The 19,385-nt window shown below is 65.4% G+C and carries 16 protein-coding genes and 1 pseudogene; 13 read left to right on the top strand and 4 right to left on the bottom strand.

Annotated features, from left to right (window positions below; translation table 11 throughout):
* A pseudogene (locus tag ABSG20_RS09915) lies at nt 1–385 on the top strand (ABC transporter ATP-binding protein); the annotation flags it as partial.
* Nucleotides 386–455: 70 nt separating this feature from the next.
* Nucleotides 456–938 carry a cyanase gene (gene cynS / locus ABSG20_RS09910; protein WP_423864324.1) on the top strand — a complete coding sequence of 161 codons (483 nt, stop codon included), beginning with the start codon at nt 456–458 and terminating at the stop codon, nt 936–938.
* A 65-nt stretch (nt 939–1,003) separates the two neighbouring features.
* On the opposite strand, the gene ABSG20_RS09905 is transcribed toward cynS, so the two are convergent.
* Nucleotides 1,004–1,327 carry a DUF1476 domain-containing protein gene (locus ABSG20_RS09905; RefSeq protein ID WP_423864323.1) on the bottom strand — a complete coding sequence of 108 codons (324 nt, stop codon included), beginning with the start codon at nt 1,325–1,327 and terminating at the stop codon, nt 1,004–1,006.
* 315 nt (nt 1,328–1,642) lie between these two features.
* On the opposite strand from ABSG20_RS09905, the gene purC reads away from it, so the two are divergent.
* Both purC and purS read left to right on the top strand, forming a co-directional pair.
* Entirely contained in the window at nt 1,643–2,410 is a 768-nt protein-coding gene (gene purC, locus ABSG20_RS09900) for a phosphoribosylaminoimidazolesuccinocarboxamide synthase (protein WP_016843454.1), read from the top strand.
* A gap of 8 nt (nt 2,411–2,418) precedes the next feature.
* Nucleotides 2,419–2,661, top strand: a complete 243-nt coding sequence (gene purS, locus ABSG20_RS09895) for a phosphoribosylformylglycinamidine synthase subunit PurS (protein ID WP_423864322.1) — start codon at nt 2,419–2,421, stop codon at nt 2,659–2,661.
* A gap of 137 nt (nt 2,662–2,798) precedes the next feature.
* On the opposite strand, the gene ABSG20_RS09890 is transcribed toward purS, so the two are convergent.
* The 3 genes from ABSG20_RS09890 to ABSG20_RS09880 are packed head-to-tail and all read right to left on the bottom strand — an operon-like array spanning nt 2,799 to nt 6,165.
* Entirely contained in the window at nt 2,799–4,139 is a 1,341-nt protein-coding gene (locus ABSG20_RS09890) for a lanthionine synthetase LanC family protein (protein WP_423864321.1), read from the bottom strand.
* Nucleotides 4,136–5,125, bottom strand: a complete 990-nt coding sequence (locus ABSG20_RS09885; protein ID WP_423864320.1) for a T3SS effector HopA1 family protein — start codon at nt 5,123–5,125, stop codon at nt 4,136–4,138. Before ABSG20_RS09885 ends, ABSG20_RS09890 begins: the two co-directional genes overlap by 4 nt.
* Complete coding sequence (locus ABSG20_RS09880; protein WP_423864319.1) at nt 5,122–6,165, bottom strand: phosphotransferase; 1,044 nt, start codon at nt 6,163–6,165, stop codon at nt 5,122–5,124. Before ABSG20_RS09880 ends, ABSG20_RS09885 begins: the two co-directional genes overlap by 4 nt.
* A 175-nt stretch (nt 6,166–6,340) precedes the next feature.
* Here ABSG20_RS09880 and ABSG20_RS09875 point away from each other — a divergent pair, with 175 nt between their 5' ends.
* The 9 genes from ABSG20_RS09875 to ABSG20_RS09835 form a co-directional block, all read left to right on the top strand.
* Nucleotides 6,341–8,248, top strand: a complete 1,908-nt coding sequence (locus ABSG20_RS09875; protein WP_423864318.1) for a hypothetical protein — start codon at nt 6,341–6,343, stop codon at nt 8,246–8,248.
* Nucleotides 8,249–8,946: 698 nt separating this feature from the next.
* Nucleotides 8,947–11,139, top strand: a complete 2,193-nt coding sequence (locus ABSG20_RS09870; RefSeq protein WP_423864317.1) for a methyl-accepting chemotaxis protein — start codon at nt 8,947–8,949, stop codon at nt 11,137–11,139.
* A 26-nt stretch (nt 11,140–11,165) separates the two neighbouring features.
* The gene (locus ABSG20_RS09865) at nt 11,166–12,014 is read left to right on the top strand and encodes a CheR family methyltransferase (protein WP_423864316.1); all 849 of its coding nucleotides are present in this window, start codon (nt 11,166–11,168) and stop codon (nt 12,012–12,014) included.
* A gap of 8 nt (nt 12,015–12,022) precedes the next feature.
* A complete protein-coding gene (locus ABSG20_RS09860) occupies nt 12,023–13,060 on the top strand; it encodes a chemotaxis protein CheB (protein ID WP_423864315.1) in 1,038 nt (345 codons plus the stop codon).
* A gap of 3 nt (nt 13,061–13,063) precedes the next feature.
* Nucleotides 13,064–13,462, top strand: a complete 399-nt coding sequence (locus tag ABSG20_RS09855) for a hypothetical protein (RefSeq protein ID WP_423864314.1) — start codon at nt 13,064–13,066, stop codon at nt 13,460–13,462.
* A complete protein-coding gene (locus ABSG20_RS09850; protein WP_423864313.1) occupies nt 13,459–16,194 on the top strand; it encodes a chemotaxis protein CheA in 2,736 nt (911 codons plus the stop codon). Before ABSG20_RS09855 ends, ABSG20_RS09850 begins: the two co-directional genes overlap by 4 nt.
* The gene (locus ABSG20_RS09845) at nt 16,191–16,670 is read left to right on the top strand and encodes a hypothetical protein (protein ID WP_423864312.1); all 480 of its coding nucleotides are present in this window, start codon (nt 16,191–16,193) and stop codon (nt 16,668–16,670) included. Before ABSG20_RS09850 ends, ABSG20_RS09845 begins: the two co-directional genes overlap by 4 nt.
* Complete coding sequence (locus tag ABSG20_RS09840) at nt 16,667–18,382, top strand: adenylate/guanylate cyclase domain-containing protein (protein WP_423864311.1); 1,716 nt, start codon at nt 16,667–16,669, stop codon at nt 18,380–18,382. Before ABSG20_RS09845 ends, ABSG20_RS09840 begins: the two co-directional genes overlap by 4 nt.
* Before the next feature lie 9 nt (nt 18,383–18,391).
* Nucleotides 18,392–19,385 (top strand): chemotaxis protein CheW (locus ABSG20_RS09835; protein ID WP_423864310.1); only part of this gene is annotated, 994 nt, incomplete at its 3' end.

Below are 19,385 nucleotides of genomic sequence, written 5' to 3'. Positions count from 1 at the left end.
CTGCCTGGAGACCGAGCAGACCGCGTTCATGATCACCCACGACGTCGACGAGGCGATCTATCTGGCCGACAGGATCTTTCTGATGACCAACGGTCCGGGCGCGAAGCTGGCCGAGATCGTGGAAAATCCGCTGCCGAAGGCGCGCGGCCGCACCGACCTGCACCGGCATCCCTTTTACTATCCGCTGCGCAACCACATCGTCGATTTTCTGGTCAGCCGCAGCAAGACCTTTGCGAGCGATGTGCCCGGCCACGATCCGCGGCACGTGCCGGTCGTGAAAATCGGCAAGCCCGAACTGGTGATCGCATCGGGCTCCGACGCATCCCACGAGGCCTCAAGACCAGCTTCTTGGCCCGGCTTGTCCCGGCCATCGACCTCTTCGTAGGGCAACCGCAATCAAGGACGTGGATGCCCGGGACGGGCCCGGGCATGACGAGTAAAAGGGGAGACCACACATGAAACGATCCGACCTCACCGAAAAGCTGCTCGACATCAAGCGCGAGAGCGGCTGGAGCTGGAAGCACATCTGCGAAAAGATCGGCGGCTATTCCGAAGTCCTGATCGTCGGCGCCATCCTCGGCCAGATGAAATTGACAAAACCGCAGGCCGCCAACGCCGGCGAATTGTTCGGGCTGTCCAAGTCCGAGATCGCGATGCTCAACGAGACGCCGATGCGCGGCATGGAAATGCCGCCGACCGACCCCTTGATCTATCGATTCTATGAGCTCGTGATGGTCAACGGGCCGGCCTGGAAGGCGCTGATCGAGGAGGAATATGGCGACGGCATCATGTCGGCGATCGATTTCGACATGGTGATGGAACGGCTGCCTAATCCCAGGGGCGACCGGGTCAAGATCACGATGTCCGGCAAATTCCTGCCGTACAAATATTACGGCGCCAGCGGCAACGTGCCGGAATATGGCTTCAAGGAAGGATGAGGTCGACCACCGTCATCACGATGGCTGGGATCGTTGGCTGAGGGCTGCCCGAGGTGAGGGAGCGCTCAAACCCCCGCCTTCACCTGGACCACGGCGAGCGCGAAAAGTTCGTCCATTTTCGCAAGAACCTGGGCCTCGGTCATGGCGACGCCCTTGGCGGTGAGATCGCCCATCACCTTGCGGACCACGTCGGCGTCGCCGGCTTTCTCGAATTCGGCGGCGATCACTTCCTTGGCATAGCCATCGGCGGCGCCCCCGGACATTCCGAGCTTTTCCGCCACCCACAATCCGAGCAGCCTGTTGCGGCGCGCCTGGGCCTTGAATTTCTGCTCCTCGTCGATGGCGAACTTCTTCTCAAAACCTTCCTCGCGCTTGTCGAATGTGGTCATGGTCGCGGTTCCGATCCCTGTGCTGAGTTCTTGACGGCCAAGCCCTCGTTGCGGCAACTCGCCTCCATGCCTAGATAATTGGGCGTTAAGGTTAAGACAACAGCCGGAAAGCCGCAGCCGGGGCTGTAAATCTTGAGCTCGGGGGACCGGATCGATTGTGCTCGGTGGGCCAATCAGATAGGTTGGTGGTCAGGCTGGGTTCTCGTTCTGTTTTCCGTTCCCGGCCTTCACGGCAGCTCCGTCGTGGGTCGCAATCCCCTAGGTCATCCGGAGCGCACCAAATTCATGGATTTCAACAACACACGGTACATCCCAATGAGCCGTCGACGCCGCATTTATGAAGGCAAGGCCAAAGTACTCTACGAAGGGCCTGAGCCGGGTACCCTGATCCAGCACTTCAAGGACGATGCGACCGCGTTCAATGCCAAGAAACACCAGGTGATCGAGGGTAAAGGCGTCCTCAACAACCGGATTTCGGAGTACCTGTTTCAGCACCTCAACGACATCGGAGTGCCCACCCACTTCATCCGCCGTCTCAACATGCGCGAACAGCTGATTCGCGAAGTCGAGATCGTGCCGCTGGAGGTGGTGGTGCGGAATGTGGCGGCCGGATCGCTGTCACAGCGCCTGGGGATCGAGGAAGGTACCCAGCTGCCACGCTCGATCATCGAGTTCTACTACAAGAACGACCAGCTCAACGACCCCATGGTGTCCGAGGAGCACATCACGGCGTTCGGCTGGGCGACGCCGCAGGAGATCGACGACATCATGGCGCTGGCGATCCGCGTCAACGACTTCCTCACCGGGCTGTTTCTCGGTATCGGCATCCGCCTGGTCGATTTCAAGATGGAATGTGGCCGGCTGTTCGAGAACGAGATGATGCGAATCATCGTCGCCGACGAGATTTCCCCTGATTCGTGCCGGCTGTGGGACATCAAGTCGAACGAGAAGCTCGACAAGGATCGCTTCCGTCGGGATCTTGGCGGCCTGTTGGAAGCCTACACCGAAGTCGCCAAGCGATTGGGGATCTTGATCGAGAACGAGCGGCCCGCAGGAAGCGGCCCGGTGCTGGTGAAGAGCTAGAGGTTTCAGTGAAAGCGCGCGTCACCGTAACCTTGAAATCCGGCATTCTCGATCCCCAGGGCAAGGCCATCGAAGGCGCACTGAAATCGCTCGGCGTCGATGGCGTCGCCAGCGTGCGCCAGGGCAAGGTGTTCGACATCGAGCTCACGGGCTCCGACAAGGCCAAGGCCGAGGCGGCGCTGCAAGACGCCGCCGACAAGCTGCTGGCGAACACGGTGATCGAGAATTATGCCATCGAGGTGAACGGCTGAACGAGTAGTGGCAATGGCTGACGTCACCCGGAATTGATGTTTGAAGTGCTGAAATCCGTGCAGGCACGCCTTGCGCAGGTCGATGGCAAGGTCGACGAACCCAGGCAGGATGCAGGCATTTCGGAGGACATGGAGACTCATCGTGATGTCCACCCGCGTTTTTCATGGTTGCTACGATCTGCCGTAACCGCTGTCACCGTCACTGGCGTACCGACGCCGGTTTGCGTGGCCGCCCGCAACGGAATAGGCGCGAGCAGGGAGCGCAGCGTCGGGTCACCGATGCGCAGATAGATGTGGCCGATGCCGGCATTGCCGAGCATCAGGCCGCTGATTTCCTCATGCGTGGCCAGGCCGGATGGCCAGGCGCGTTCGTCGCGATGAAAGCGCTCTGTCGCATAGCTCACGATCTCTGCCAGCACCGGGGCATGCGCGCCGCGTCCTGACCTGACGCCATCGAGCAGGGCATCGAGGAGACCGAAGATGCCGTGGCACGCTGTGAAGTCCGCGTTGGGGGTGCGATACCATTGCCGGGCGTAGCGCGCCGTGGTGCCGAGACCGGCCTCGATCTCGGCCGCTACCTGGAATCCACCGCGGGCCTCGGCGAACAACCGGCTGCGCACGATCCCGGCCGCGCCATGGCACCACGCGACCGGATAGGGGACCGGGCCGGGCGCCTGGCCCGGCAGCAGCCGGAAATCGGGCCAGTTGGCCTGTGCCTTATCAAAGGTCGTCGCCTCGTAGGCGAAAGCGGCGGCAGCGGCCTCGTGCAGCCCGGGCTCGGGTGCAAGCGCGTCCAGCAACATCAGCGCGTGCGCGATGCCGGCGGTGCCATGCGCGAAACCGGTGAGATTCGCGCTGATATCGCCCAGCGTGTGCCACGACAGCGTGCCGCGCGCGCAGCGCTCGCCGCGCGCCACGAGCCGTTCGGCGAATTCGCCGGCGCGCGCCAACAATGCGGCGTCGCGACCGAGCGCGTCCGCCGCGAGCGCCAGCGCGGCCACGCTGCCGGCGATGCCGCCGATGATATCCGTGACGTCGGCGATGGCCGCATCCCGCGGCAGGTCCAGCAACAAGGCGCGGCCGGCAGCGATTGATTGTTCGGTGCCGAGTTCCTGTCCTGCGAGCACCAGCGCGGCACCAATGCCGGCCGACCCGCCATAAAAGCCGTGCGGCGCGGCCTTGGCGTATTCGCTGGCGCGTGCGGCCGCCTGATTCAGTGCGCCGCGCGCGGTGCGCCGCAGCAGCGCATCGCCGGTGCGGGTCGCCGCCTGCGCCAGGAACCAGCCGATGCCGGATGTGCCGCCATAAAGATCGGGACCGGACATGACGCTGGTCGCGGGGTTTTGCGCCGGCATGGTCGGAACCGCATCGAACCAGGTACAGCGGTCGCCGGACCATAGCGCGCGCCGTGCGATGCCGAAGCCGATCGCGGCTGCGACCTCGATGGCGTCTTGCGGTGCGGGGAGCGGCTCTGTCATGCGGCTTGCTCGTCCATCAGCCGCTCCAGCCGATAGGGGTAGCGCGAGGTCGGATTGCGTTCGAGCCGGTCGAGATCGAGGCCGTAGGCGATCAGGCGATCGCGCAGGATGGCGAGCCGCGTTGGCAGGTCTCGCGCGCCGCGCTGCTCGGCCCACAGCAGGCCCTCGGCCACCAGGCCGCAGCGATGCACCCCAAAACTCTCTCGCGTCGGCGGGCTTTCGGCGAAGGCGAGCCCGGGCGCGATTTCACGCGCGAACATGGGCACCGACGGCCGCATTCCGTCCCGGAGCGCGCGATAGGTCGCCGCAATCGCATCCCCGGCCGCTTCCACGTCCTCGTCATTGAGATAGAGCACGCCGCAATCCGTGCGCGCATAGCCCGAGGGATCGACCGGGACCTTGGCCTGAAAGGGAATGCGCCGGCGCTCCAGCCGCGCGCCGATCTCGCGCAGAAAAATCGCCGCACCATCCGGTGTCAGATTCCAGTAGAAGCGAATTTGGCGACCGGTTTGCGGATCGAAGCCTGGCCGCCCAAAAATAATATAGTGACCGGCCGGGGCGGTGACGAATTCGCGCTGCGGTACCAGGCGAACCGGCAATCCCGGCGCCACGGCGTTGGCCAGCGGCACGATCTCGTTCAACGTGGCAAAGCGCGGCTGTTGCGCGGCATCGCTGATCCACAGACCGCCGGCAGCGAGCTGGGTGATGGTCCAGCCGTCCTGATGGCGCTGGGCGACCGGGTTTGCGGCCCTCAGCCGCGAAAGGAAGGCCGCGCTGGTTTCGCTCGAAGGCATCTGCGCGCTCGCCGGCAGCAGGCAATATTGGTCGGTGTAGAGGGCCGCGGCAAGGCCGCCGAAGGCGTCGCGTTCGCCCGCCACCGCGATGTCGCGCTGCGCGCCGTTCAGGTTCGTCACCCGCGCCCGCTCTGGGGATGCAAAGGAAACCGCGGCGACGATCGCGCGCAGCTGCTGATCGAACGGGATCATGCCGCGCGCCTCCAGCGTTCGCGCGAGGCCTGCGGTTGCGTGAGCAATTCCAGTCCCATTTGCAGCATCGGCGGCAAATGCGGATAAAGCTGGTTGTTGAATTGGGTGCTTTCCAGACAGGTCTGCACGATACGCGCGCCGGCGAGCCGCAACAGCGCGACGCGCGGATCGGCGAGATGCGGCGGCATCGCCGACACCTCGACATAGCCCGCCCACAAGGCGTCGATCTCCGCCTGCGCGCGCAACTGCGCGGCGACGAGCCCCTCCGGCGCCGTCAGCGGATTGGGCACCAACAGCGAATGAACCATGCCGGCGATGTCCCAGAGGCCGTCGCCGAGGGCGGCGATCTCCCAGTCGATGACCCGCACCGCGCCGCTTTCCAGGATCAGCACGTTGGCCGCCTTGGCGTCGCCGTGCACGATGTGCGCATCGCGCCAGTCGGCGCGGGCCTGCGCCAGCGCGGCTACCGCATCGGGGCGTTGCAGCACCGCTGCGAGGATGGATTGCGCTGCCTCGGTCCCCGGTGTGTAGGGCGATTGCGGCTGCCCAAGCGTCAAAACCCAGGCGAGCCCTGGGCGGAACAGGCGGCGGATGCGTTCCTCGCCCAGCACCTGCGATGCCTTTCCGTGCAGCGTGCCGAAGGCGCGTCCGACGTCACGCAGCAGAAGCGGATCGAGCGTGACGCCCGCCATCTGCTTGGCCATCAACGAGTCTGAAGCGGCGATCAGCTCGATGGTGAGCAGCTTGTTGGGCTCGTCATAGTGATAATATTTCGGCATCCACGGCGCCAGCACCGCGAAGGTGGGATGATGGACCGCGAGCCAGAAGATCGCGGCCTCGGTCCACATCGTGGCGGCGTCCGGCGTGTTCATATCGCGCGGCTGCTTGACAATATAACAGGGCGCGAGCGGGCGTTCGACCCGCACCAGATGGTTGCGCCCGATATATTCGGTGGCCCGGATGTCCTGCGCGACCACCTCGTCCGGTGTCAAAAGACCCAATCGAAGCAGATGTTGCAGTGCGTCGCGGCGCGTCAGCATGATCGAAAGCCGCAAGGGATCGGCGGCACGCTTGGATGTAACAGAAGAAATATAATCACCGGATAAGAAACCTTAGATTGAATATGTCGCAATGCCGTTGTAAAGTAGAATTATTAGCGCTTCAGTTGCAAGCATTTTCGCAGACGTTCCCGCATCAGCAATTTCAGGTGGTGTCATGGCCGATAACGATCAATCAAATATTCGCTACGACGATTTCGTCAGCAAGGTTCAGGCGGATCCGGCGAAGCCGGAATCCACGATCATGCTTTCCGGATTCATTGGGCACGGTGCCGAAGGGCATGTTCGTCTGTATCCGGATCCTACGCTCGGCACCTGGTACGACATTCCCGAAGCCGACATCCTCCACAGCATGCCGGTGGCCGATGCCCCGCTCGGCGGGTCCTACCTCTGGGTGCGCGCGAGCGCGCAGATCAAGCCCGGCAACGCTGCGCCCGCGGCGCCTGAGCCGCCCCCGCAGGCGGCGATGGCGGCGGTCGCGCAGCCCACGCCCACCGCGGTGACCCATTCTCCGGTGTGCCTGCCGCATACGCAGAACTGCACGCCGGCGACCGTCTGCACCCAGCACGAGTGCCAACCGACGCCGCAGACGCATTGCTTCATCTGCCCGCCGTTTACGCACAACTGCACGCCGGCGACGGTCTGCACGCTGCCGGCCCATTGTCCGACGGTGGCGAACTGTCCGACGGTGCCGGCGGTGTGCACCATCCAGCCCACGCATAATTGTACGCCGGCAACCGTCTGCACCCAGGTCCAGTGCCCGCCGCATCAGACCCTTGCTACCGTGTGCACGCAGATTGCGTGTGCCACCCATCCGTTGGCCTGTGTTCCGCAAGCGACACAGCCTGTGGTGTGCGGCATCCTGCCTCCGAGCTTCGGCTGCACGCAGCAGGGTTGCGCGCCCGGCGCGCCGCAGGCCGGTCAGCCGCAGGAGCAGATGCTGGCGGCGGGGCCGGCCATGCAGCCGACACCCACCGTACAGACCCATTGTTTCATATGCCCGCCGCTCCCGACCCCGGCCACCGTGTGCACGCAGATTGGCTGTCCGACGCATCCGGTGGTGTGCAACATCCAGCCTACGCACAACTGCACGCCGGCCACGGTTTGCACACAGCCAGCCCAGTGCCCGCCGACGCCACAGACGCATTGCTTATTCTGCCCGCCGTCAGTGCAGTGCCCGACACAGGGCGGGGTGCACTGTCCGACGCTGGAGGCGGTGTGCGGCCTGCCACAGACGCACATCGCGGCGTGCGGTATAGTGCCTCCGAGCTTAGGCTGCACGCAGGGTTGCGCTGCCGGCGCGCCGCAGCAGATGCTCGCCGCCGCTCCCACGCCCACCGTACAGACCCACTGTTTCGTATGTCCGCCGCATCAGACCCTTGCCACCGTGTGCACGCAGATTGGCTGCCCGACGCATCCGGCGGTGTGCAACATTCAGCCCACGCACATCTGCACGCCGGCCACGGTTTGCACGCAGCCTGTTCAATGCCCGCCGCACCAGACCCTGGCCATCGTGTGTACACAGATTGGCTGTCCGACGCATCCGGCGCTGTGCGTGCTGCCGACGCAGCCGGTGGTGTGCGGCATATTGCCTCCCAGCATCGGCTGCACCCAGCAAGGTTGCGGGCCCGGCATTCCACAGGCGGGCATGCCGCAAGCGCAAGCGGGCGCGCAGGTGCTGGCCGCAGCGCCGCCGATGCGGACCAGCTGGTTCGACTGTCACACCAATATGCCGGGTTGCACGGTCCACATCTGTGCGCAGGCAGCGCAGCCCGCCGCGGTTATCGGGCCGCCCATCCACACGGCGGGCGGCGCCGCCATCACCCAATGTTGCCCGCCGCATACCGTTCACAACACGATGTGCATCTGCCCGACGCCGAGCGCGGTCCATCAATGCGGGCCTGCGCAACCCACATTGGCCACGATCTGCACCCTGCCGCCGGCATGTCCGCCGGCCGGAGCAGTGACCTTTCATCTGACCGTCTGCATCTGCGCGACCCCGGCCTGGAATACGCAGCTCTGCCCGACCGGGCCAAACGGAGTATTCACGCCATTCGGCAGGTGACTTCCAAGGACTGAGACCACGGGCGGCGCCAGGCGCCGCCCGTTTCGTTGGCAACGCCTCGGACGATTGTCGTTGGCGCCATCGGAACCGCGCCGGTCCGCAACCGCCTTGAATCGACAAGTTGTTCGCCGCGTATTTTGTATGTTGTATTGCGGCCGGCAACGAAACGCTGCGCAGAATGCATGAGACGCTGCGATGGCAGAGCGCTGCCGATCTTACGCCAGACGAATGGGGCGAGACAGAAAAGTGCATAGAACTTGCTTCATGCTTTGCGGCTTCGGGATGGCGATGTCTGGGCGCTGGTGGTGCGGCATCACGTCCAGGCCCGGGCAGCTGACAAGGCGGCCCGCAAGCCGCGCCATCCGCGACCACGACCGCGCGTGCCGACCTTGGACCGGCTGCGACCAAATCCTTCGACGCGGCCAAATTCCTGATATTCGGGAACGGCCATCCGCCCGCTAGCGGCGTGCCTGGGCTTGCAGCGTGGTGTAATCAGAAGGCGTGGACCACGGCCTATATCTTTTGGTTCGGATGCCCGCTTCCGGGGGCCAATGAAAGGCCGCAATCTCGGTGTGCCTCGACCTTGCTTTGGTCATGAGTTGGCCTTCCCCTCGATCATAGTTGGGTTTGACTTCAGCAATCCGCTTTGAGCAACCCGCTTGGTTGACTGAAATCCTGCGAACCCGGGTCACTGCGATATGTTGCGTAATATTTCGATCAGGCTGCGAATTCTCACGCTGGCCGGCGTGCTGTTGCTGATGGCCTTGGTGACCGCGGCGGCAGGCTGGTACGCGGTGTCGGAAGTGTCGACGGCATTGGCGGAATCGATTCGCACCGGCAAGCAGCTGCAATCCATCACCGTCGCTATCCGCGAGTTCGCCGGGGCGGATCGGCGCGTCGTCGGTTTCATTCAGACCGCAAAGGACGAGGACGAAAAGATGTATGCGAGCAGAAAGGCCGCTTCGGACGCTGGGTTCGGCGAGGCCCTGCAGCTCGTGCGTGACCCCGGCCGCCGCCAGGCCATGCTCGACGGCCGCAAGGCCATCGCGGATTTCTTCGGCGGTGCGGACGCCATCATTAGAGAGCGCAAGGCCCTGAGTGTGCGGGTGACCGCTCTGCGCGACGCGACCGCGGCGCTGCCGGTACCGGTAAGCGCAAAAAAGCAGCGGGATTCGGCGCTGCCGGCGCTGCCGGCGGCGCCACGACTTGCCGCCTTCGACAGCGTTCGTCGCCCGGTGCTGGCCGCCGCCAAAACCGGCCCGCAGACCCGGCCGCCATCGGGCGTTGCCACGATCCGAGCTCAGCGGCCGAATGATGCGGCCGCCGTTGTGACGGCCCAGGCTGGGGAATCGACGGATAATGCCACTTCGAACACGACTTCGTCGGACGCTTCCAGGCCGGACCCCGAAGCGATGTTCGTTGCTGGCCGCAATGCAGGGCTGCTCCAGCATATCGGCGAGGCGGCGCGACTGGTCGCGCTCAATCCCGCCGATGCCACGCTCGCCAACTATTCTGCAGCGATCAAGGCCTTCGGTGATGCGCCACCGCCCAACGACGCCGCGGCCCGCTTGCTGCAGCTCGCGACGGAGGCCAATGCCGCCGCGACCGCAGTTTTGCAGGATTACGCGAAGCTCGAGGAAACCGAACCCGCTGTCCTGGACAAGCTGAAGGACCTGCGGCTCCAGCTCACCGCATTTTCGGAACAGATCGAGCAGGGGGCGGCGGCCACCGCCACCTTGGGAACCAGAACACTGCTCGGCGTCAGCGCCGCGGCCCTCCTTCTCGGGGGCATTTTGGCATGGTTGATCGTGCGCGGCATTGTGGTGCCACTGAACGCCATGACGGGTGCCATGACCGGCCTCGCGGCCGGTGACGGCACCGTAGAGATTCCGGAAATGCGCAGCAAAAGCGAACTGGGCGCCATGGCGCGGGCGGTCGACGTGTTCAAGCAGAATGCCGATAAGATCGCCGCCATGCTGACCGCCGAGGCCACGACGCGCGAGATCGGAGAGGTCATTTCCGGGGCTGCGGCCGGCGATCTCACGATCCGGGTGCCGCTGGAGAACAAGGTCGGTTTCCTCAAGGACATCGGCCAACAAGTCAATCGCCTGCTCGATACCACCAACATGGCCTTCAAGGAATTCGGCGAGAAGACGCGCCATACCGCGATTTCGGTCGGTGAGGCGAGCACGGCGGTCGGACAGGTCTCCGATGGTGCACGGGCGCAGAGCGGCGCGTTGACCCAAGTCGCAACCGCGCTGCGGGAATCGACCGAGGCGCTTAAGAGCGTCTCCGACAACACCAAGGCCGCGAGCGAAAAGGCGAGTACGGCGTCCCAGCTTGTCCAGAGTGGTCTGGTGTCGGTCGACCGGCTCGCCGGCATTGTCGACGCGATCGCTCAAAACAGCCGCAAGGTGAACCAGATCACCCAGGTGATCGCGCAGATTGCCAATCGCACCCACATTCTCTCGCTCAACGCCGCGATCGAGGCCGCACGCGCGGGCGAGCACGGCAAGGGCTTCGTGGTGGTGGCCCAGGAAGTCGGCAAGCTCGCCGAAAGCGCCGGCCAGAATGCCAAGCAGATCACCGACATCGTCGAACAGGCGACCATCGACGCCAATGAGGGCAAGTCCGCCACCGACGTGGTCCGCAGCGCCATGCATGGCATTGCCGCGGAGACCAATCAGACCACGCAGATGATCCATTCCTCGGCCGCCGCCGTCGAGGAACAGCAGGCGACCATCACCCAGATCGACGGCAGCGTCTCGCAGCTGCGCTCCATCGCGACGTCGAATTCCGCCGCAGCCGAGGAAATCACCGCCACCATGGTTCAACTGTCACAGCTCGCCGACGACACCAGGGCGCGACTAGCCCAATTCAAGACCGCGTGAGCTGTCAGTACAGGATGGATGGCGGCATGAACCTCGTCGAACTCCAGGCTGGCTCGATGGCCTCGCGCCTCGCGGAAGTCGTGAACCGGCGCGTCGGCCTCAGATCGGCCGATGCGCTCCGCAAGGTCGCCTCCAGCCTCGCCTGCGTCGAGCACGCCTGCCGACTAGCCTATGTCGAGCGTATGATCGCCTCCTCCCCGCGCGATCGCGACTGGGTCGATTTCGTTGAACGACTGCTGGTCCACGAAACCTATTTTTTCCGTCATGGCGCGCAGATCGATCTGCTGCGTCAAGACATCCTGCCTCGCCTCGATGCCGAGCGGCGCCAGGCCGGGCGACCCGCGCTGGTGGTCTGGATCGCCGGTTGTTCGACCGGCGAGGAGGCCTGGACGATGGCTTTTCTGGCGCGGCAGGCTGGCCACAGCGGGGCCGTCGGCGACGTCGTTCCGGTTTCGATCCTGGCCACCGATCTGAGCGAGAAATCGCTCGCCACCGCGAGGCAGGGCAGCTACGACCGTATGCATGGACTGGACAGCTTTCGGGCCATTCCGCCGTGGGCAACGACTTATTTCGGAGGCGGTCCTGATCCAAAGGCCTGGGTTGTCCCACCGAGCCTGCGCGGCAGCGTCCGCTTCCAGTGCCACAATGTGCTCGATGCCGCCCCGGTCGTCGACGCCGACCTCGTCATCTGTCGAAACCTGCTGATCTATTTCGACCAGGCCGCCAACACGCAAGCCCAGAAGAATCTGGTGTCGGCACTGCGACCCGGCGGCGTCCTGGTGCTGGGCCCGGCCGACCTGCCGCGGGCCGGCGGGCTTGAGCCGATAGGGACCCATTCGGCCACCGTTTATCTCAAAGCAGCGAGGGGCATGTGAGCTCCGTCATGGTCGCTTCCGCATCGGCCTTCCTGCGCATCGGACTGATTCAGCAGTTGCGGCGACGGCGTAGCCGCATGGTCGCCCTGGAAGCCGCAACGGTCGCGGAAGCGATGCGAATTCTAGCTGGCGGCGGCATCGACATGGCCATCGTCGATGACGCTCTGACCGTGCCTCCGGCCGGCGATCGCCTGGTCGCCATGATCGAACGGCAACCAGGACGCACCCTCGTCATCGCGACGCATCAGCAGCGCGAGGTGCCGCCAACGTGGGCCGACAGGGTGCGCGTGATACAAGGCGTCATCGATGGGGTTCTCGACATGGGCGCCATCGCCCGCGCCTTGCCCGCAGCACTCGACGAAGTCGCCGTCGATCAGGACCTGCGGCGCGCCGGCCCGCGCAACGCGCCGATCGTGGTCGATCAAGCCGGCCGCCCGTTGCGCGGGCGGCCCGACATCATCCTCGTGGCGGCGTCGACCGGCGGTCCGAGCGCGCTCACCGCCCTGCTGCGGCATCTCGGTCCGTTGCGGCTGCCCCTGGTGATCGCGCAGCATATGCCAGCCGATCAGACCGCAGGTTTCGCGCAGTACCTTGCCGCCGAATCCGGATTGCAGGTGATCGAACGCGGGGATGGACCACTGCCGCCGAGCGCGCAGGTGACCGTGCTGCATGGCGGATCGGACTATCGCCTGACATGCGGGCGAGCCGGGCAATTGCGACTGGTCGCGACCGCGGTCGCGGGCAATGTCTTCCACCCCAGCGCCGACCTGTTGTTCGGCTCGGCCGCCGAGGCAGGCGTGAGCGCGATCGCCGTGGTCCTGAGCGGCATGGGAGAGGACGGCGCCCGCGGCGCAGCCGCGATCGCCGCGCAGGGCGGCCGGGTGCTCGTTCAGGATTACCTGAGTTGTATTGTCGCCGGGATGCCGCAGGCCACGCGCGCCGCCTGTCCGTCGGCCGCGGTTGCTGACGTGGCCGAGATCGCCGAGCGCCTGGCTCGATGGTCGCGGGCGCTGATACCCCGCGCCGCGGCCATGGTCGGGGGCTGAATGGTGTCGCTCCTGCTCGTCACCGAGGATCATGGTTTCGGTGTTGCCGCCGAGGCCTTGTCGAGCCCGGACCTGGCCGTGTCGCGTTCGCATGCGGAGGAGGCGGTCGCGCTGGCGCAGCGCGAACTTCCCGACATTGTTGCGATCGACACGGATTCGATCGCCGAAGCCGGGCCGCTGATGACCACGCTCTCGCTGGCGACACGGTCGATCGTGGTCGCCATTGGCCGCCAGGCATGGCCGGGATCGGAGGCAGCCGATGGCTGGCGGCGAGCCGGCGCCGATGCCGTCTTGCCCAAGCCTTCGGGGGCGGCCTCGCCGAGCCTGGCGGGTACCGACCGCGATGCCTATGCGCAATGGTTCACGGATCTCCTTCGCAGTCGAAGGGAGGCCCTCCGGTGAACAAAGGCGCCGCCGCCGATTTGCTGTCGCAATTCGTCATCGAGATCGACCAACATCTCGACGCGATCGAGCCCGTACTCGGCACGGCCGAAACCGACACCTTGAAACGCGCAGACATCGATCTCTTGTTCCGCGAATTCCACTCCATCAAGGGGCTGACGCGCGTGGTCGCGGCGACCGGCATGGAGGAATTGGCGCATGAAGCCGAGACCCTGCTGGCGCCGGTGCGATCGGGCAATCGGTTGTTCGACGCGGCCATTCAGGAGCCGTTGCTCGCGGCGGCCGACGCCTTGAGGGATGCACTCGCCGAGCCGCTCGATTGGCAGCCCCCGCAAGGGATCATAGATGCCATGCGCGCCGCGATCGCTGCGGCCGTGGCTGGCGGCGGCTCCGGCGAGAGCGCTTCCGGCGCGGAGGGCGGCGAACCCTGGCGCCTGCTCGGCGACGAACTCGACCTGCTGCGGGCTTTCGCTGAACTGCTGGATGAAAATCTTCCTGACGCCGCGCAGGCGATCCTCGACCGGGATGAAGCCGCGCTCGGCGAGGCCGTCGAGGCCGTCGCTTTCGCCTGCACGCGCATGGCTTACGATGGCCTTTGTAGCGCCGCGCAATCGGTGGTCGTTCATACCGGTTCGGCACGGGTAGGTGCCTTCGCAAAACTGATGCAAATGGCGTCGCGCTTCGGCGCCTTGATCGGGGCGGATTGCGGCGTGGCGGAGGCATTGGTCCTGCTTCGCGATCTGCTGCAAACCACGCTGATGTCATGTCTAGACGAAGCCCTGGCGGCGCGACCCCAGGCGCGAAGGGCACTGATACGGCGTTGCATCTGGCTGTGCGACGTCCAGAACACAAATTCGCAAGCCCGCAGGCTGCTGGAGGATATCGTCGATAAGCTGCCGATCACGGTCGCCGCCACGCAGGACCCTGATGCCTTGATGGTCGAGGGGCTCACCGTTCTCAAGTCCGGTTTCGGGAGTGAGCGCGACACCGATATGTCGGTCGCCGAGTTTTGCAATGCAGTGGGTGCCCCCTACCGTGCCAGCGAGGAGATCGAGGCGCATTTGAGAAGGCTCGGCCTCGACACCAAGCTGTTCTCGCCGGGGCCACCGCGCCGGCTCGAACGGTTGGGGACACTGCTCGACGGTTCGGGCGCGACCTTGAAAGAAGTCCTGATTGCGGCTGTGACGCCGGACACCATCGCAAGCCTGGCGCCGCTCGACCCGGTGCTCGGCCAGAGCACCATCCGCGGCAGACCGCCGGGGATGGCCGTCTTGCTGCTGGACGCCGATACGCCGGCGACGGCCGTGCAGGACATTCGGTCCGGCGTCGGCGAGGCCCGGCGGCTCGATCCGGGTCATGTCGCTAGTGAATTCTCGCTGTCGGCCGGATCGGCCGGCAACGGCGCGGAGCTCGCAGGGGAGGCGCAGGTGCGGGTCCCGGTCGCGGTGCTCGACAAACTGTTCGGCCGCGTCGGCGAATTTTTCTCGATCGGCAGCCGGCTCAACATGCTCGCCACCGAATCCGACGTGCCGGACGCGTTGCGGCGGCTTTCGGATTTTGCCGCCACCCGCGCTCCCCGGCTGCAAGCGGACATCGAAACGGTAGCGAGCCAGTATCGTGACTTCACGACGGTCGAAGCCGAGGTCGGACGCATGCTCAGCCTCATCCATGAGAGCACGCTCGGCTTGCGCGTCATCCCGCTGGAGATGCTGCTGGGACGATTTCCCCACATGGTGCGCGACACGGCGCGGACATTTGGCAAACAGGTCCGATTCCAGGCGGAGACCGGCGGCATCCGCATCGACAAGGGGATGTCGGACATGCTGGTCGATCCGCTGACCCACATGCTGCGCAATGCGATCGACCACGGCGTCGAGCCGGAGGCGGAGCGTCTCGCCCAGGGCAAGCCGCGAACCGCTATCTTGCGGCTGATCGCCCAGCAGCAGGGCAACCGCATTGTCATGGAACTCAGTGACGATGGTCGTGGCATTGACATCGAACGTGTCAAAGCTCGAGTTCTGGCGTCGCGGCTCGCGTCCGAGGACGAGATCCGCCACATGAGCGACGAGCAGCTGACGCGGTTCATCTTCACACCGGGTTTTTCGACCAAGCAGGAGATCACCGACCTGTCCGGACGCGGGGTCGGCATGGACGTCGTGCTCGTCCATGTCACCAAGCTCGGCGGCAAGATCGACATCACCACGCAGGCCGGTCGCGGAACGACCTTCCGGCTGGACCTGCCGCTTTCGGCGGCGATCCAGCCGATGCTTCTCGCCGACACCGGCGTTCAAGCCATCGGCTTTCCCGAAGCCATGGTCAGCGAGGCGCTGATGTTCCCTTCGGCCGCCGTGCAGTACGTCAATGGTCAGCGCGCCATTCTTTTACGTGATCGCTTTCTGCCGGTATTCAGCCTTACCGAGCTGCTCCAGCTCCCGGCCCCTGCCTCCGGCTCGAACAGCCCCTATCTGGCGATCGTGTTATGCCAATGGGCCGGTCAGCGCATGGGCATCCAGGTCCGGCGGATCCTGAGGCGTGGCGAAATGCTGATCCGCGAGGCGCATCCGCGCGTCGCGGCACTTCCCGGGATCGGCGGCATCACCAGCATGGGCGCCGACCGCATCGTCCTTGTCGTCGATCCCGAGGGCATGTTCGATCTCGCCCGCAAGGCCTCGGTGTCGGGACTGCAGGTGCCGCGCGAACGGCTGGCGCTGGACCTGGAGTGTCCGGCGTGAGCGAGTTCCTCGAAGTTCGCTGTGGCTTGCACCGCTTTCTCGTCCTCAGCGCCGACATCGATTCCATCGAGGTCCTGAAGGGTGTTCCCGAGCCGTTCGGCGGCAAACGTGTGCCGCGCCAATCGCTGTTGCTGGACGGCCGCGTGCTCGCTGGAAATGAGACAGGCCGGGACTGGGAATACGGGGTCGCGCTGCGCGCCGCCAAACGCACACCCCTTCAGACCCGCGTCGCGGTCGATCAGGTCGGCGCGCTGATTCATTGCGACCCTGGCGCGATCGAGCCTTTGCCGCGCGCGGTAATGCACCTGCGCGTGTGCTTCTCTGGCGTTTGGCGCGAGCCGGCCTCGCAGCAATATCTGTTCTGTGTTCGGCCGCGCCATGAACTTGCGCTCGAAAGCATGTTTTGGCGGCGCCGGATCCGACGCGCGGCGATGACGAACAGTTCGGCAATTGGCGATAAGGAGGCATCAACATGACCATGCGAGCGAATCCGGTGACGTACGCTGCAGCACGCAAGCGTGTTCTCGTCGTCGATGACAGCTTCATCATGCGCAGCCTGGTGAAGGAGATTGTGGAAAGCGATCCGGATCTCGAGGTGGTGGGTACGGCTGAAAACGGCCTTGTTGCGCTGAAAAAGGTCCGCCAGCTCAAGCCGGACGCGGTTCTGCTCGACCTGCAGATGCCGGTGATGTCCGGACTGGAGACGCTGCGGCGCCTGGGCCTGCGCTCGCCCTGCAAGGTCATCATCCTGTCGACGCTGATCGAAAACGTCGATTCCGGCGAGCGGGTCGAAGCCCTCCGCCTGGGCGCGGTTGCGACGATCGCGAAGCCGTCAGGAGCTCTCAGCCTCGACCTCAAGCAGAGGCGGGCCTCCCAGATCGTCGAGGTCTTGCGCAAGGCCCTGGACCTGCCGATCGTCGCCGATGCGATGCTGATCGAAGGCAGACTTCAACCGGAGCACGCGCCTGCGCCGGCGCTGTTTTCGGCCGGAGCGATCGGTGACCAGCTGATCGAGGGGATCGAGACCGGCGTGCTGGTGTTCGACGCCGAGGGATTGCTGCTGCGGGCCAACCCCGCGGCGCGCCGCATTCTAATCGGCTTCGATCTCATCCCCAACCACAGCACGGTCGCCAGCGTCTGCGGCGAATTCAACCACGCGCTCGGCCAGGAACTCTGGGACGCGATTGGCGGAAACCGGGCCTTTGCCGCGGCCGACCTCGATATAGCGAAACCGGATGGCGACTGGGTTCCGGTTCGGCGTACGATCCGGCCGATCGAGGTTCCCGGCGAGCCGCGTGGGGCACTTGTCCTGCTCGAGGACATTGCCGAGAAGCAGCGAATGCGATCGCTGCTGGAAAAGACCATGCCCGCGGACGTCGCCACGGCCATGATCGACAGCGAGCCGGCGCTGGGCGGCACGATGCGCGAGGTGACGGTGATGTTCGCCGACATCCGCGGCTTCACCACGCTCGCCGAGGCGCTCGGCGCCAGCAAGGTGGTCGACCTGCTGAACCGGTACTTCTCCTATATGGCCGACGTGATCGGCGCCCAGGGCGGCATCATCGACAAGTTCATCGGCGATGCCATCATGGCGCTGTTTGGCGTTCCGACATCCTATGGCGACGACGCCGATCGCGCCGTGGCGGCTGCCCAGCACATGCAACGCGCGTTGACGCTGATGAACGAAAACCACAAGGGGCCGTCGCTCAGGATCGGCGTCGGGCTCGGCTCCGGCCCGACCATCGCGGGGCAGATCGGTGCGCCGGACCGAATGAACTATACCGTGATCGGCGACCCGGCTAACCTCGCCTCCCGCATCGAGAGTCTCACCAAGGCCTACGGGGCCCACATTCTCATCTGCGAGGAGACGTTCAGACGACTGACCCGTCCGGTTGCGGCGCGAAAGGTGGATGTCGTTGCGATTGAGGGCCGGGAGGCTCCGACGGTGCTCTACGAAGTCCTGGTCGAAGATCCCGGCGCCGCGGCGGCCGAATGGCTGGGTGAATTCGATGCCGGCGTCAACGCTTATCTGGCCGGCGATTTCCTCGCCGCCCAGGCCCCCCTCGAGCGTGCCCATAAGATCAATCCCAATGACATGATGGCGGAGGTGCTCGGGCAGCGCTGCCGGCGGGTCGGCCAGCGCGGCGCGGGCGCGTGGAGCGGCGCATGGAAACTGCCACAGACCTAGGACGGCAAGATGGAGCGGCTGGATTTCCTGTGCACCATCGCCGGCACCCGACGGGTCGCGATCCCGCTCAACCTCGTGCTGTCGGTGGAAGAGGTGCGTCCGTTGACGCCGCTGCCCTTCAGTCCCGACCAGGTGGAAGGGCTTGTGATGGCCATTGGCAGGGTGATCCCGCAGATGTGCCTTGCGGCCGTGCTGGGCGAGGAGCCGCGCGAAGGCGGGGTGCTGGTGGTGGTCGCGGCAAGCGATGACATCCGGGCGCTGCGCGTCGATCAGGTCGCCGGCATGGTCCAGATCGAAATCGAGGCAGCAACGACGATCGATGAGGCCGATCGGACCGCACTGCCGCTGCTCACCGCCCGGTTCGAGGCGCTCGGCGCCGAATGGTTCGTGCTCGACTATTCCGGTCTTACCCGTGAGCGCCAGATGCAGGCGGGAGAAGGCACGGATGGCGCGGCCCTGGTGGGGAACGTAAGCGAGGTCGTCGACGCCGCCGCGGCGCCAGCCGATGGCGTCGATCAGCACCTGCCGCTTCTGCTGGTCGAGATCGCTGGCGAGAGCTATGCGGTGCCGACCTCGGACATCGTCGAGCTCGTCATCCCGGGCATCGTGCGCTCGATGCCGGCCGCGCCGGCCTGGGTTGCCGGAATGATCGACCGCCGCGGCGCGCCGCTCCTGCTGCTCTCGACGGCGACGCTGCTTGGACGTCCATCGACCGCCGAATCCACCATCACCCTGGTGGTGAACATCCCCGGCGCCGGCGAAGTCGGCATCACGGTCGATCGCGCCGTCGGCATCGAGCGCGTGCATCCTTCGGCCATCCACGTCGTGCCGCGCGACATGGCGGGCGTGGCCAATTATTTCGTCATCGAGACCGAGCACATCGTCGGCATCATCGATCTGGTTGCCCTGACCGCGCAGGTCGGCGACGCCGTCGCCGACCTGGTGCCGCGCGAGCCGAGTTCGCCGGCAACCACGGAAATCGTGATGGCATCCGCCAAGGCTT

The sequence above is a fragment of the Bradyrhizobium sp. genome (assembly GCF_049512235.1).
Lineage (GTDB): Bacteria > Pseudomonadota > Alphaproteobacteria > Rhizobiales > Xanthobacteraceae > Bradyrhizobium.
Note: the sequence above shows the minus strand (reverse complement) of the source record. Positions and strands in the feature narration are given on the sequence as shown.